We start from the raw sequence: 14,926 nt of genomic DNA, 5'->3' as shown, positions 1-14,926 counted from the left end.
TATGAAAACAAACAAATTAGCCCCATCTATTTTGAGTGCAGATTATGCAAATTTTGAAAGTGAATTGAAGAAATTGGAAGCATCTGGTGCGGAATACGCTCACATCGATGTGATGGACGGCCACTTTGTACCGAATATCAGCTTTGGTGCGGGTGTAGTTGCTAGTATGCGTCCTCACAGTAAGCTAGTTTTTGACTGTCACTTGATGGTGACCAATCCTGAGCAACATATCGAAGAGTTTGCGCGTGCCGGGGCAGATATCATTAGCATTCACGTAGAAGCGACTCCACACATCCATGGCGCCCTTCAAAAAATTCGTTTGGCAGGGGTAAAACCAAGTGTGGTCATCAATCCAGGAACCCCTGTTGAAAGTATCCAACACATTTTGAACTTGGTGGATCAAGTACTTGTCATGACTGTCAATCCAGGATTTGGTGGGCAAGCCTTCCTGCCAGAAACCATGGATAAGATTCGTCAATTGGTTCAATTGCGTGAAGAGAAAGGCTTGGATTTCGATATTGAAGTGGATGGGGGAATTGACGACAAGACGATTCACGCTGCGAAAGAAGCAGGGGCAAACGTCTTTGTAGCAGGTTCCTATGTATTTAATGGAGATGTGAATGAACGAGTTCAAACCCTTCGAGCAGCCATCCAAGACTAAGGTTGCGATTGTAGCTGGAGGCCAAGTGGAAACCATTCCGTTAGACTTGGATGTTTATGTCGGAGTGGATGCAGGTTGCCTTTTCCTATTAGAGCAAGGGCTGGAACTATCTTTAGCAGTTGGAGATTTTGACTCTGTTGAGCCAGAAGAATTCCAGAGGATTCAATCTGCGGCTCACGAATTACGGACTTCGGTAGCAGAAAAAAATGATACTGACCTGGAATTGGCGATTAAGGAAGTAGTAGAACGTTGGCCTCAAGCGGAAATTCTAATCTTTGGAGCCTTTGGTGGTCGCATGGATCACCACTTGGCCAGCGTTTTTTTGCCCACTGATCCAGAGATTGCTCCCCTTATGTCGCAACTTTGCTTGATGGACCGACAAAATTATCTCTGCTATCGTCCAGCAGGTCGCCACACCATTCAGCCCCTAGCAGGCTATACGTATGTAGCTTTCATGCCGGTTGAGGGAGCTTCCATCCAGATTGAAGGAGCCAAGTATCCCTTAAATTCGACCAATTATTTTAAAAAAGCTATTTATGGTTCCAACGAGTTTAGCAATCAGCCGATCACCTTAAGCGTTGATCGAGGCTATGCTGTTATCATTTATAGCAAGGATGGGAAATAAGATGGAATTAATCCTTTTTGTATTAGGAGTGGGAAATCTTGTCTTGCTCTTCTTGCTGTACCAACAACGGACAGCTGATAACAAACGGATCCGTGACTTACTAGAAGACCAAGAAGATCATCTTTCGGATCAGCTGGATTACCGATTTGAGAGAGAGCGACAAGCTCAGCAAATCACTGGTCAGCAGATAGAGATGGCGATCAGTGACCGTCTAATGGAATTACGGACAGAAATGCATCAGCAAACGACTGCTTTACGAGCAGAACTTGCTGAGAATTTTACTAAAAACCGAGACAAAACGGACGAACGGATGCAACAGATTCAAGCCTCCAATGATTTGCGGTTGGAGCAGATGCGTCAAACGGTCGAAGAAAAGTTGGAAAAAACCTTGCATAGTCGTCTCCAAACCTCTTTTGAGACTGTCTCCAAACAATTGGAGTCGGTTAATAAAGGCCTTGGGGAAATGCAGACGGTCGCTAGAGATGTGGGGAGTCTCAATAAGGTCCTCTCTAATACCAAAACCCGTGGGATTATGGGAGAACTTCAACTGGGCCAGATCATTGAAGATATCCTAACTCCCGCTCAATACGAGAGAGAGTTTGTAACAGTTCCTCATTCCAGCGAACGCGTCGAGTATGCAATCAAGATGCCTGGTCAGGTAAGAGGGGAATACGTCTATCTGCCAATCGACTCTAAGTTTCCTCTGGAGGGTTATTACCGACTGGAAGAAGCCTATGAAAGTGGAGAGAAAGAGGAGATTGAACGGTGTCGCAAGCTCCTTCAGACTAGTATTAAACAATTTGCCAAGGACATTCATCAAAAATACCTATATCCGCCTGCCACTACTAATTTTGGGATTCTCTTTTTACCGACGGAAGGCCTCTATTCAGAAGTGGTCCGCGACCCAGCCTTCTTTGATCGCCTCCGAAGAGAGGAGCAGATCGTTGTCGCGGGGCCAAGTACTCTTTCAGCCTTGTTAAATTCCCTATCGGTCGGATTTAAGACTCTGAATATTCAACGAAGTGCAGATGATATTAGCAAGGTCCTTGCTTCAGTCAAGACAGAGTTCCAAAAATTTGGAGGCGTTTTAGAAAAGACCCAACGGCAGTTGAAACATGCTTCTGGAAACATCGATGAACTCTTAAACCGAAGAACAAATGCTATCGAGCGTACTCTTCGAAGTATAGAAACGTCAGAAAATCTAGATATGGCAAGCCTATTGAATTTAGAAGATGGAGAAGATGATGGTCAAAATTAATCAAATGAAAAAAGACGAATTGTTTGAAGGCTTCTACCTCATTAAGTCAGCAGATGTTCGTCAGACACGGGCTGGAAAGAATTATCTTGCCTTTGTCTTCCAAGATGAGACAGGCACGATTGAAGGAAAATTGTGGGATGCTCAGCCGCATAATGTGGAGCAGTTCCAAGCTGGTCGCGTAGTTCATATGAGCGGACGCCGGGAGGTCTACAACAATACGCCCCAGGTCAATCAATTGACCTTGCGTTTGCCTCAAAGCGGGGAACCGTCTAATCCAGCAGACTTTAAAGAAAAACCTCCGGTGAATCCAGTTGATTTGAAAGATTACCTGTCGGGGATGATTTTCAAAATAGAAAATCCAGTTTGGCAACGTGTGGTGAGGGCGCTCTACAACAAGTACGACAAGGAGTTTTACTCGTATCCTGCGGCAAAAACCAACCACCATGCTTTTGAGACTGGCTTAGCCTATCACACAGCCACCATGGTTCGATTGGCCGAGAACATTTCTCAGGTTTATCCTCAATTAAATCAAAGTCTCCTCTATGCAGGAATCATGCTCCATGATCTTGCCAAGGTACTGGAGCTATCAGGTCCTGAAAATACGGAATATACGGTCAGAGGGAATCTCATCGGACACATTGCACTGATTGATGAAGAAATTACCAAGGTCTTACAAGAGTTGAAGATTGATGATCAAAAAGAAGATGTGATTGTGTTACGACATGTCATTTTAAGTCACCATGGTCAATTAGAGTATGGTAGTCCAGTTCGTCCGAAAATTATGGAAGCGGAGATCATTCATATGATTGATAATCTAGATGCCGAAATGATGATGATGACCTCAGCCTTGGCTTTAGTGGGACCTGGTGAAATGACCAATAAGATTTTTGCCTTGGATAACCGCTCCTTCTATAAGCCAAATTTATAAACAAGAGCCAAAAAGCCTTCTCTTAGTTTGTTAGTAAAAAAACGAGAAACGAATGTTGTAAGACTAACAATGTTCGTTTTTTGGTATAATATGGTATAATACAATAAAAAACTATGTGGAGAGATAATGAAGCTAAGAAGAAGTGAGCGGATGGTTGTGATCTCGAACTACTTGATTAATCATCCCTACGAATTGACAAGTTTAAATACATTTGCGGAGAAATATGAATCTGCCAAATCCTCTATTTCTGAGGACATTGTTATTATTAAACGGGCCTTTGAAGAAATGGAAATTGGACACATTGAAACTCTCACTGGGGCAGGTGGAGGGGTCATCTTTACACCATCGATTTCGGATGCAGATTCAAGAGAAATTGTCCAAAATTTGTGCAATCAATTGTCAGAAAGCAATCGGATTTTACCAGGTGGTTATATCTACCTTTCAGACCTATTGAGCAATCCAAAAATCCTAAATAATATTGGGCGCATTATTGCCAAGGCTTTTCGAGATCAAAAAATCGATGCAGTCATGACGGTGGCCACTAAGGGTGTCCCATTAGCAAACGCGGTAGCGAATGTCTTAAATGTTCCCTTTGTCATTGTGCGACGAGATCTAAAAATTACAGAAGGATCAACGGTCAGTGTGAACTATGTATCAGGTTCCAGTGGTGATCGGATTGAGAAAATGTTTTTGTCCAAACGCAGTTTGAAAGCTGGCAGCCGTGTCTTGATTGTCGATGACTTCCTTAAAGGAGGGGGAACTATCAGTGGGATGGTTAGCCTCTTGGCTGAGTTCGAATCAGAGTTAGCAGGAGTCGCTATTTTTGCGGACAATGCTTCGGCTAGAAGTAAAGATTTATTTGATCACAAGTCACTTCTACGTGTAACCAACATTGATGTAGCAGAAAATAAAATTGATGTAGAAGTCGGAAATATTTTCGATAAGGATTAAGTCTGGAGAGGGAGATAGGAAAATGAAAACAATTTTAGACCGTTTTGACCGTAGTCCCCTATGGCTTCGATTGGCAACGATATTCATCTTGACAGGAGTTCTTGTCGGTGGGCTTTATACGGTTCGAAAAAATTCTGCAGACCAAGTTACAGTGGTGAAACAAGAAGCCAAAAAGACAGGTTCTCTTCCTATTAAAAAGAAAGACCCTAAAAAAGCAAAAGAAGAAGAGGAAGCGAAAATAGCTGAAGATGCAGAAAAGGCAGTCGCTCATTTTGAAACGACTGCAACCCAAGAAACCTTAACAGCTGCCCGAGAAGCCGTGGAAAAAGTGAAGGACGAAACAAAGAAACAGGCCTTCCAAGCTCGAATTCAGTACATTGTAGACTACTATGGAATGCAAACCAACCAGAATACTCAATCAACTGATACGAATCAAGCTAGTCAAACAGGGCAACCTCAACAAGTGGTTCCGGCAGAAGTTCCTCAATATCAGTCCAATGAAGTTCCTCAAGTTTCGAATGCTACAATTCCAGCTGTAACGCAACAATATGAACAATAATTTAGCACGGTTTTAAGAAGAAGCAATCGTGCAAAAAAGAGAAAAAAATCTTGACAGTGAAAGTACCGCTATGTTACAATAATAGACGGTACTTTTTACTTTTGGTCTCTCAAGAGTGTACAGGGACGTGCTGACAAATGTTGCAAAAGTACACACAGATGATAGCTGTCACCAAGTGTATCATCACCAAAAATAAAAAAACACAGGAGAATGTAGATGCCTACAATTAACCAATTGGTTCGCAAACCGCGTAAATCAAAAGTAGAAAAATCTAAATCACCAGCTTTGAACGTTGGTTACAACAGTCATAAAAAAGTTCAAACAAACGTTTCTTCACCACAAAAACGTGGTGTAGCAACTCGTGTTGGAACTATGACACCTAAAAAACCTAACTCTGCCCTTCGTAAATTTGCTCGTGTACGTTTGAGCAACTTGATCGAAGTTACTGCCTACATCCCAGGTATCGGACACAACTTGCAAGAGCACAGCGTGGTGCTTCTTCGTGGTGGACGTGTAAAAGACCTTCCAGGGGTACGTTACCATATCGTCCGTGGTGCACTTGATACTGCAGGTGTTAACGATCGTAAACAAGGCCGTTCTAAATACGGTACTAAACGTCCGAAAAAAGCATAAGGAAAGGGGATAAAGAGAAATGAGTCGTAAAAATAGAGCTCCAAAACGTGACGTATTGCCAGATCCGCTTTACAATTCACAACTAGTTACTCGTCTTATCAACCGCGTTATGCTTGATGGTAAACGTGGTACAGCAGCTTCAATCGTTTACGGTGCTTTTGAGCAAATCAAAGAAGCTACTGGAAATGACGCACTTGAAGTATTTGAAACAGCTATGGAAAACATCATGCCTGTACTTGAAGTACGTGCACGTCGTGTTGGTGGATCAAACTACCAAGTCCCAGTTGAAGTTCGTCCAGAACGTCGTACAACACTTGGACTTCGTTGGTTGGTAACAATCGCTCGTCAACGTGGTGAGCACACAATGGTTGACCGCCTTGCTAAAGAAATCTTGGATGCTGCAAACAACACTGGTGCAGCTGTTAAGAAACGTGAAGACACTCACCGTATGGCTGAAGCTAACCGTGCCTTCGCACACTTCCGCTGGTAAGAATAAGATACTGAGGGCGTTAAAAAAGCGACTGAAAATTAGGAAGTTTGACGCAGAATCAAAGATTCTAGGAAAGCTTATCTATTTTCCGAGCTTTTAGCCCGGGTTCAATTGAGCTCGGTCCGCTCTTTAGTTCAATTCAACTTACCATCTCGTAAGTTGAAACCAACACATACATGAGAACACTGAGAACGGGTAGGTCCTGCCTATCCGTTTTTGTTAAATCATGTTATAATAGTATAGAAATAAAAAATATAGGAGAAACAAACCTCATGGCACGCGAATTTTCACTTGAAAAAACTCGTAATATCGGTATCATGGCCCACGTCGATGCTGGTAAGACAACTACAACTGAGCGTATCCTTTACTACACTGGTAAGATTCACAAAATTGGTGAAACTCACGAAGGTGCGTCACAAATGGACTGGATGGAGCAAGAGCAAGAACGTGGTATCACTATCACTTCTGCAGCTACAACAGCTCAATGGAAAGATACTCGTGTAAACATCATCGACACACCAGGACACGTGGACTTCACGATCGAAGTTCAACGTTCACTCCGCGTTTTGGACGGTGCTGTAACCGTTCTTGACTCACAATCAGGTGTTGAGCCTCAAACAGAAACTGTTTGGCGCCAAGCAACTGAATACAGAGTTCCTCGTATCGTATTTGCGAACAAGATGGATAAAATCGGTGCTGACTTCCTTTACTCAGTAAGCACTCTTCATGACCGTCTTCAAGCAAATGCTCACCCAATCCAATTGCCAATCGGTTCAGAAGATGACTTCCGTGGAATCATCGACTTGATCAAGATGAAAGCTGAAATCTACACCAACGACCTTGGTACAGATATTCTTGAAGAAGATATCCCAGCTGAATACCTTGAACAAGCTCAAGAATACCGTGAAAAATTGGTCGAAGCAGTTGCTGAAACTGACGAAGATTTGATGATGAAATACCTTGAAGGTGAAGAAATCACTAACGAAGAATTGAAAGCTGGTATCCGTAAAGCGACTATCAATGTTGAATTCTTCCCAGTATTGTGTGGTTCTGCCTTCAAGAACAAAGGGGTTCAATTGATGTTGGATGCGGTCCTTGACTACCTTCCAAGCCCACTTGATATCCCTGCAATCAAGGGTGTAAACCCAGATACAGATGAAGTAGAAGAACGTCCAGCATCTGATGACGAGCCATTTGCAGCTCTTGCCTTCAAGATCATGACTGACCCATTTGTAGGTCGTTTGACATTCTTCCGTGTTTATTCAGGTGTCTTGAACTCTGGTTCATACGTATTGAACACTTCTAAAGGTAAACGTGAACGTATCGGACGTATCCTTCAAATGCACGCCAACACTCGTATGGAAATCGAAACAGTTTACTCTGGAGATATCGCAGCTGCTGTTGGTTTGAAAGATACAACAACTGGTGACTCATTGACAGATGAAAAAGCAAAAGTTATCCTTGAGTCAATCGAAGTTCCAGAACCAGTTATCCAATTGATGGTTGAGCCTAAATCTAAAGCAGACCAAGACAAGATGGGTATTGCCCTTCAAAAATTGGCTGAAGAAGATCCAACATTCCGCGTTGAAACAAACCCTGAAACTGGTGAAACAGTTATCTCTGGTATGGGTGAGTTGCACTTGGATGTCCTTGTTGACCGTATGAAACGTGAATTCAAGGTTGAAGCAAACGTTGGTGCTCCTCAAGTATCTTACCGTGAAACATTCCGCGCTTCTACACAAGCACGTGGATTCTTCAAACGTCAATCTGGTGGTAAAGGTCAGTTTGGTGATGTATGGATCGAATTTACTCCAAACGAAGAAGGAAAAGGATTCGAGTTCGAAAATGCAATCGTCGGTGGTGTGGTTCCACGTGAATTCATCCCTGCAGTAGAAAAAGGACTTCAAGAATCTATGGCGAACGGTGTTCTTGCTGGCTACCCAATGGTTGACGTGAAAGCGAAGCTTTACGATGGTTCATACCACGATGTCGACTCATCTGAAACTGCCTTCAAGATCGCTGCATCTCTTGCTCTTAAAGAAGCAGCTAAATCAGCACAACCAGCTATCCTTGAACCAATGATGCTTGTAACCATCACAGTTCCTGAAGAAAACCTTGGGGATGTTATGGGTCACGTAACTGCTCGTCGTGGACGTGTAGACGGTATGGAAGCACACGGTGCAAGCCAAATCGTTCGTGCTTATGTACCACTTGCTGAAATGTTCGGTTACGCTACTGTCCTTCGTTCTGCAACTCAAGGACGTGGTACCTTCATGATGGTATTTGACCACTACGAAGATGTACCGAAATCAGTACAAGAAGAAATCATTAAAAAAGCTAAAGGTGAAGCATAATTTTGCCGTCTAGCTAAAAGCTTTCCTCTTAGGAGGAAGGCTTTTTTGATTCGAAAGAGTTCAACCCCTCTTCCTCATAAGAGATAGTGAAAATGAATATGAAAGTTTGTGTAATATTTCTAATCCTACTGAAATCAGTTGCATTTTAGGGGAAGAAAGTATATAATAATATTGTTGAAAGATGATTTGTAACCTATCAAGTTACTCTTTTCACATAAAAATTTTTTGATTTTCATAAGGAGGAAATCACGAATGGTAGTTAAAGTTGGTATTAACGGTTTCGGTCGTATCGGTCGTCTTGCTTTCCGTCGTATCCAAAACGTAGAAGGTGTTGAAGTTACTCGCATCAACGACCTTACAGATCCAGTTATGCTTGCACACTTGTTGAAATATGACACAACTCAAGGTCGTTTCGACGGTACTGTGGAAGTTAAAGAAGGTGGATTCGAAGTTAACGGTAAATTCGTTAAAGTTTCTGCTGAACGTGATCCAGAACAAATCGACTGGGCTAACGACGGTGTAGAAATCGTTCTTGAAGCAACTGGTTTCTTTGCTAAGAAAGAAGCTGCTGAAAAACACTTGCACCCAGGTGGAGCTAAGAAAGTTGTTATCACTGCTCCTGGTGGAAACGACGTTAAAACAGTTGTATTTAACACTAACCACGACATTCTTGATGGTACTGAAACAGTTATCTCAGGTGCTTCATGTACTACAAACTGCTTGGCTCCAATGGCTAAAGCTCTTCAAGATAACTTTGGTGTTGTAGAAGGATTGATGACTACTATCCACGCTTACACTGGTGACCAAATGATCCTTGACGGACCACACCGTGGTGGTGACCTTCGTCGTGCTCGCGCTGGTGCAGCTAACATCGTTCCTAACTCAACTGGTGCTGCTAAAGCTATCGGTTTGGTAATCCCAGAATTGAACGGTAAATTGGACGGATCTGCACAACGCGTTCCAACTCCAACTGGATCAGTTACTGAATTGGTTGCAGTTCTTGAAAAGAACGTTACTGTTGATGAAGTGAACGCAGCTATGAAAGCAGCAGCTAACGAATCATACGGTTACACAGAAGATCCAATCGTATCTTCAGATATCGTAGGTATGGCTTACGGTTCATTGTTTGACGCAACTCAAACTAAAGTTCTTGACGTTGATGGTAAACAATTGGTTAAAGTTGTTTCATGGTATGACAACGAAATGTCTTACACTGCACAACTTGTACGTACTCTTGAATACTTCGCAAAAATTGCTAAATAATTCATGTGTATGATGAGAGGAGGGTGACCTCCTCTTTTTTTGTACTTTTTTTAGTTCCTCCTCACCTTATTATAGGATTTGCTAAAATGGATTGACAGACCTCTCTTTAAAGGGGTAAACTAAATTTGAGTGAAGATTTCCAATTAAACAAAATGTAAGCGATTGCACGAGAGCAAAGGAGAAGTGTTTTAGGAGATTGGAAATTAGTAAAATAAGATGGAGGTCAAGATGAAAGGTCATCAATTTGAAAAACAACAACGTTTTAGTATCCGAAAATTCAGTGTGGGAGTTTGTTCTGCACTGATTGGATTGGCATTTTTAGGGACGGGGGCTGTCTCAGCGGATGAGACGCATGCTGCGAATGAACAACCCTTAGAAGCCACTTCAGCAACTGCAGAAGATGTAAATCATTTGATCAGAGAAGCTGGTGTCTACACTGCAGATGCTGTCTTGCCAACTACAGAATCAGTGAAACCAGTTGAGGAAGCCACTTCAGCAACTCCAGAGGCTACTTTAGCAACTCCCGAAGTTAGCCCGACGACCACAGATAGTCCAGCGGTTTCAGCGACAGAACAGCCAAAAGCAAGCACAGAAAAAGTAGAAGATTTACCAACTAATGAAGAAAAACAATTAAGACCGAAAGAGGTCAAATTTGATACATGGGACGATTTGTTGAAATGGGAACCTGGTAAACGAGTAGATGATGATTTGAACCGAGCAAGTGTCCCCCTCGCTAGCCGTTTTCAAGGGAAGCAAATCAACGAGCAAGCAAACCCTGATGCAAAGATTCAGGCTCTGTCTAACATGAACTCAAAGGCTAAGGATCATGCTTCCGTCGGTGGGGAAGAGTTTAAGGCCTATGCTTTTGACTATTGGCAGTATTTGGATTCCATGGTATTCTGGGAAGGTCTGGTACCATCAGCGGATGTGATTGATGCTGCTCACCGAAATGGGGTGCCCATCTATGGAACACTCTTTTATAACTGGTCTAGTAGCATCAAGGATCAAGAGCATTTTGCAGAAACCTTGAAAGAAGATAGTGAAGGCTCTAAAACCTTCCCGATCGCACGGAAATTAGTTGATCTAGCTAAGTATTATGGTTTCGATGGCTACTTTATTAACCAAGAAACGACAGGGAACCTAGTAGAACCTTTAGGACCAAAATTAAGAGATTTCCTTCTTTACACCAAGGAGTATGCGAAGAGTATTAACTACCCTATCAAGTACTCTTGGTATGATGCCATGACCTATGAATATGGTCGTTACCATGAAAATGCACTGGGTGAATACAACTACAATTTCATGCAACCTGAAAATGGGGAAAATCCAGTTGATACCTTCTTTGCCAACTTTAACTGGGGCAAATCAGAAGTTGATTATTCTATCAGCACAGCCAAATGGATTCAGCGCAATCCTTATGATGTTTTAGCAGGACTCGAACTTCAAAAAGGGGGCTCTTATAAGACCAATGTGGACTGGAATGCGATTTTAGATGAACATGGCAAGTTGCGTCTATCCCTGGGGCTTTATGCACCTGATACCATTACGGGTCTAGGAAAGACAGGAGAGGGGTATCATACCCATGAAGATCTATTCTGGACAGGTTTCCAAGGTGATCCAACCAAAGGAAAACCAGCAGATCAATCTTGGTACGGGATGTCCAATCTAGTCGTGGATAAAACTCCGATCACAAATGCTGATTTTAATACTTCATTCAATACTGGTCACGGAAAATATTGGTTTGTAGATGGAAAAATTTCCAAAGATGGCGAGTGGAATTACCGATCCGTCTCTGGCTACCTTCCAACATGGCGCTGGTGGGTAGAACATAGTGAAGACAGCACGCCATTGAAAGGGCGCTATGACTTTGATCAAGCCTATAATGGAGGAAACTCGCTAACCTTTGAAGGCGATTTGAAAGCTAATAGCAGTCAAAATGTCATGCTCTATTCGACCAAGATCCCTGTGACAGAAACAACAAAATTAAGTGTCTCTCACAAGGGTGGGGTTGGTGCGGCTGCTTGGGTAGCTGTTGCTACAAAAGAAGATTACTCGGAATACGTATGGAAGGAATTGACGCCAAACGCAGATTGGTCCACTCAAACCTTCGATTTGGGAGACCTAGCTGGCAAGACCATTTATGCCGTTAAGATGTTCTTTGACCATGATGCAGATGTCAAAGACTACAAGTTCAATCTCGGCCAATTGTCGATTACGTCGAACCAAGAAAAACCAGCTGCTCCTTCTGAAGTAACCGTGAAAGGCAAACGCCTGCAAAATGCGCAAGAAGCAGAAGCAGTCCTAAACTTTAAAGGAGTTGCGGATGCAGATTATTATGAAGTCTATGAGAAAGATGGGGATAACTGGCGTCTCTTAACAGGGTCTTCTGCGACAACTGTCTATCTTCCAAAAGTTAGTCGTTCAGCAAGTGCTGAAGGGACCACTCAAGAACTCAAGGTTGTTGCTGTTGGGAAGAACGGTCAACGTTCAGATGCGGGAACTGTAGCCTTTGATTGGGGTATGACAGTGTCGGATACCAGCCTACCAAAAGCATTGGCGCCAAACGTAGTGATTGGGGCGAAAGTCATCGGTTCAAGTTTCCCAGATGCAGATGGTAGTGAAGGTATCGAGGGGATGTTGAATGGTACCATTACGAGTCTTTCAGATAAATGGTCGTCGGCTCAATTGAGTGGAACTGTCGATATTCGCTTGACACAACCAAGGACCATTGTTCGTTGGGTTATGGACCATGCAGGTGCGGGTGGTGAATCTGTCGATGATGGCAAGATGAATACCCGTGACTTCGATCTTTACTACAAGGACGAAGCCGGCGAGTGGAAATTGGCCAAGGAAGTCCGTGGTAACAAAGCCCATGTGTCAGATATTACACTCGATCAACCGATTAAGGCCCAAGATTGGCGTCTCCATGTCATTACAGCCGATAATGGGACTCCATGGCAAGCTATTCGAATCTATAACTGGAAAATGTATGAAAGTTTAGATACCGAAACAGTCAATATCCCGATGAAGGATGCTGCAGCGCAAAACCTAGGCAATCATTTTGTCCAGGTTGGCTTTAAGGATGTACCTGCGAATACAACGATTTCACTTTATGCCGATAAAGAAGCGACTAGCCCAATTGCGACTATGACAGCCGATCAAGCTGGAAATCTGATCTTTAAACCGCTCGCTTTTGAATCGACTCCGTCTCTTCTTTACTATCGTGCACAAGCACCAGGAAAAGAGATCAGTAATGTTCTAGCGATTGAAGTTCCAAAAAATGATAAAGAAATTAGTGGAGTTCAATTAGAAGAGGGCTTAGCTAAGAAGGTCTACAGAAAAGGAGATGCTCTCTCCTTGAAAGGAGCGACTCTTCGCGTTCATTATCAAGATGGACAAGCAGATCAACTGGTCAACCTCACCAACTCAGGTGTAGAGATTCATGGATTTGACAGTAGCAAGCTTGGAGAACAACACCTAGAAGTTTCTTATCTTGGTCAGAAATTGGATAAGACTCTCACTGTTTTTGTGGTCAGTGCAGAGGAAGCAGGTGAAAAAGCCGTTGCTGGTCTAGAATTGACTGACAAACCAAAAGTCGAATATATTGTCGGAGAAGCATTTGAAAAAGAAGGCGGACGCTTTACAGTCGTCTTTGAAGATGAAACGACTGAAACGCACGCCTTGACCGATGAAGGTGTTGAAGTAACTGGCTTTGATGCGAGCAAGGAAGGTCGTCAAACTATCACCGTCCATTACAAGGGAGCTAGCACAAGCTTTGATGTCCTCGTGAATCCAAAACCAGCTCTCAACGATGAATATCTCAAGCAAAAATTGGCTGAAGCTGAAGCTGCAAAAGCCAAAGTAGACTTTACTTTTGCCACTCCTGAAGTCAAAGAAGCCTTGTTGGCTGGAATAGCTGCTTCTGAAAAAGTCTTGAAAGAGCATGATACCAGCACACAAAATCAAGTCAATGAGCAGTTAAACCAATTGACCGCTCTCTTGAAAGCCTTGGATGGACAAGCCAATCTAACAAAAGAAAAAGAAACTCTCTCTGCTCTGACAGAGGAAGCGACCACTCTATTAGCAAGCAAGCCAAATCATCCTTCTGGTGATGCTTTGAAGGCACTGGTTGAGAAAAATAAAGAACTCCTAGCCTCTTCAGAACTCATTCCTGAAGCGCTCGCAACCGCAAAAACAGGTCTAGAAACCTTGATTGCGCTCTTGAAAGAAGATAAGCCGGCTGTCTTTGTAGACCCTGCAACTGGAGTTGAAGTTCAGTTCTCTAATTTGGAACCTACTGTTGTTAAGGGGTTGAAAGTCGCGAAAGTTGAAGCAAATCAGGCAGAAAAAGAAGAGCTGAAGGGACGAGAAGCGGCTATCTTTGATATCGAAGGAGTCGATGCAAGTGGTCAAGATGTGGATACCCATCATCCATCACTTGTGAAAATACCTGTGGATAAGGATAAAGAAGTGGAGCAAGTCCTCTTCTTCCCAGAAGGTCAAGCACCTCAATCTTTAGCCTTTGAGCGTGTAGGAGATGTAGTCATCTTCACAGCTCCACACTTTACTCACTATGCGATTGTCTACAAAACTCAAAAGATAGAGGCACCGGATCAGCCAATCCAGCCAGATCAACCTGTGACACCGGACCAACCGATCCAGCCAGAGAAACCTGCGACACCAGATCAACCGATTCAGCCGGAGAATCCAACAAAACCAGACCAACCGGATAACAATCAAACATCACCAGAACAATTGAATCCGACGAAACCAACTGATCCATTGAATCAAAAGGAAAATGGACCAGATCTTCTGGATCAACGAGTTCAACAAGTTTTGAGTCGTTACTTAACACCGTCTAAAGAAGATTCTTCTCAACAAGATCCAACCAGCAAAGAAACTGACAAGGAATTGCCAACAACTGCAAGTTTAGAGGCTTCTTTTGCAGCAGAAGCTGTACTCTTAGCGGCACTTGGAGGCTTCCTCTTGGCCGGTAAGAAGAAAGAAGAGTAAGGTTTTCTAGAGGCTTAAAAAAGTTAAAATCAATCATAAACCTCCTTTGTGAAAAACAAGGGAGGTTTCATGATGTAGATTCTGAATCAGGAGTATCAATCCAGATAGGCTATTATGAAGTAGAAATCCACTATTTTTCTACCTCTTTTACATCTTTTGTGATATAATTATCATGTATAAAAAATAGAAGG

General features: G+C 42.8%; 11 protein-coding genes. All 11 read left to right on the top strand.

What is annotated here, in order from left to right:
- Position 1 precedes the first annotated feature (1 nt).
- Positions 2 to 661, top strand: coding sequence for a ribulose-phosphate 3-epimerase (gene rpe, locus DW930_RS10525; RefSeq protein ID WP_023024510.1), 660 nt, complete (start codon positions 2 to 4; stop codon positions 659 to 661).
- Positions 621 to 1,286 carry a thiamine diphosphokinase gene (locus DW930_RS06415; protein WP_023027306.1) on the top strand — a complete coding sequence of 222 codons (666 nt, stop codon included), beginning with the start codon at positions 621 to 623 and terminating at the stop codon, positions 1,284 to 1,286. The genes rpe and DW930_RS06415 overlap by 41 nt, the downstream gene beginning before the upstream one ends.
- 1 nt (position 1,287) lies before the next feature.
- The gene (rmuC, locus tag DW930_RS06410; RefSeq protein ID WP_023024506.1) at positions 1,288 to 2,544 is read left to right on the top strand and encodes a DNA recombination protein RmuC; all 1,257 of its coding nucleotides are present in this window, start codon (positions 1,288 to 1,290) and stop codon (positions 2,542 to 2,544) included.
- Positions 2,531 to 3,472, top strand: a complete 942-nt coding sequence (locus tag DW930_RS06405) for a 3'-5' exoribonuclease YhaM family protein (protein WP_123159592.1) — start codon at positions 2,531 to 2,533, stop codon at positions 3,470 to 3,472. Before rmuC ends, DW930_RS06405 begins: the two co-directional genes overlap by 14 nt.
- A gap of 126 nt (positions 3,473 to 3,598) precedes the next feature.
- Positions 3,599 to 4,423 (top strand): pur operon repressor, encoded by an 825-nt coding sequence (gene purR / locus DW930_RS06400; RefSeq protein ID WP_123159591.1) that lies wholly within the window; start codon positions 3,599 to 3,601, stop codon positions 4,421 to 4,423.
- Between the two features lie 22 nt (positions 4,424 to 4,445).
- A complete protein-coding gene (locus tag DW930_RS06395) occupies positions 4,446 to 4,982 on the top strand; it encodes a hypothetical protein (RefSeq protein WP_023024500.1) in 537 nt (178 codons plus the stop codon).
- Between the two features lie 216 nt (positions 4,983 to 5,198).
- Complete coding sequence (rpsL, locus tag DW930_RS06385) at positions 5,199 to 5,615, top strand: 30S ribosomal protein S12 (RefSeq protein ID WP_001142333.1); 417 nt, start codon at positions 5,199 to 5,201, stop codon at positions 5,613 to 5,615.
- A gap of 19 nt (positions 5,616 to 5,634) precedes the next feature.
- Positions 5,635 to 6,105, top strand: coding sequence for a 30S ribosomal protein S7 (gene rpsG, locus DW930_RS06380; protein ID WP_003003105.1), 471 nt, complete (start codon positions 5,635 to 5,637; stop codon positions 6,103 to 6,105).
- Between the two features lie 272 nt (positions 6,106 to 6,377).
- Entirely contained in the window at positions 6,378 to 8,459 is a 2,082-nt protein-coding gene (fusA, locus tag DW930_RS06375; protein ID WP_023027302.1) for an elongation factor G, read from the top strand.
- Positions 8,460 to 8,711: 252 nt separating this feature from the next.
- Positions 8,712 to 9,722, top strand: a complete 1,011-nt coding sequence (gap, locus tag DW930_RS06370) for a type I glyceraldehyde-3-phosphate dehydrogenase (protein WP_006595530.1) — start codon at positions 8,712 to 8,714, stop codon at positions 9,720 to 9,722.
- A gap of 228 nt (positions 9,723 to 9,950) precedes the next feature.
- The gene (locus DW930_RS06365) at positions 9,951 to 14,735 is read left to right on the top strand and encodes a bacterial Ig-like domain-containing protein (protein ID WP_042361260.1); all 4,785 of its coding nucleotides are present in this window, start codon (positions 9,951 to 9,953) and stop codon (positions 14,733 to 14,735) included.
- Positions 14,736 to 14,926: the final 191 nt, after the last annotated feature.

The organism is Streptococcus sp. AM43-2AT (assembly GCF_003603405.1).
GTDB lineage: Bacteria > Bacillota > Bacilli > Lactobacillales > Streptococcaceae > Streptococcus > Streptococcus ilei.
Note: the sequence above shows the minus strand (reverse complement) of the source record. Positions and strands in the feature narration are given on the sequence as shown.

Bases quoted from the DNA above. Each gene is read 5' to 3' on its own strand.
- rmuC (WP_023024506.1), top strand. From the start codon at position 1,288: ATGGAATTAATCCTTTTTGTATTAGGAGTGGGAAATCTTGTCTTGCTC.
- gap (WP_006595530.1), top strand. From the start codon at position 8,712: ATGGTAGTTAAAGTTGGTATTAACGGTTTCGGTCGTATCGGTCGTCTT.
- rpsG (WP_003003105.1), top strand. From the start codon at position 5,635: ATGAGTCGTAAAAATAGAGCTCCAAAACGTGACGTATTGCCAGATCCG.
- DW930_RS06405 (WP_123159592.1), top strand. From the start codon at position 2,531: ATGGTCAAAATTAATCAAATGAAAAAAGACGAATTGTTTGAAGGCTTC.
- purR (WP_123159591.1), top strand. From the start codon at position 3,599: ATGAAGCTAAGAAGAAGTGAGCGGATGGTTGTGATCTCGAACTACTTG.
- DW930_RS06415 (WP_023027306.1), top strand. From the start codon at position 621: ATGAACGAGTTCAAACCCTTCGAGCAGCCATCCAAGACTAAGGTTGCG.
- DW930_RS06395 (WP_023024500.1), top strand. From the start codon at position 4,446: ATGAAAACAATTTTAGACCGTTTTGACCGTAGTCCCCTATGGCTTCGA.
- rpe (WP_023024510.1), top strand. From the start codon at position 2: ATGAAAACAAACAAATTAGCCCCATCTATTTTGAGTGCAGATTATGCA.
- DW930_RS06365 (WP_042361260.1), top strand. From the start codon at position 9,951: ATGAAAGGTCATCAATTTGAAAAACAACAACGTTTTAGTATCCGAAAA.
- fusA (WP_023027302.1), top strand. From the start codon at position 6,378: ATGGCACGCGAATTTTCACTTGAAAAAACTCGTAATATCGGTATCATG.
- rpsL (WP_001142333.1), top strand. From the start codon at position 5,199: ATGCCTACAATTAACCAATTGGTTCGCAAACCGCGTAAATCAAAAGTA.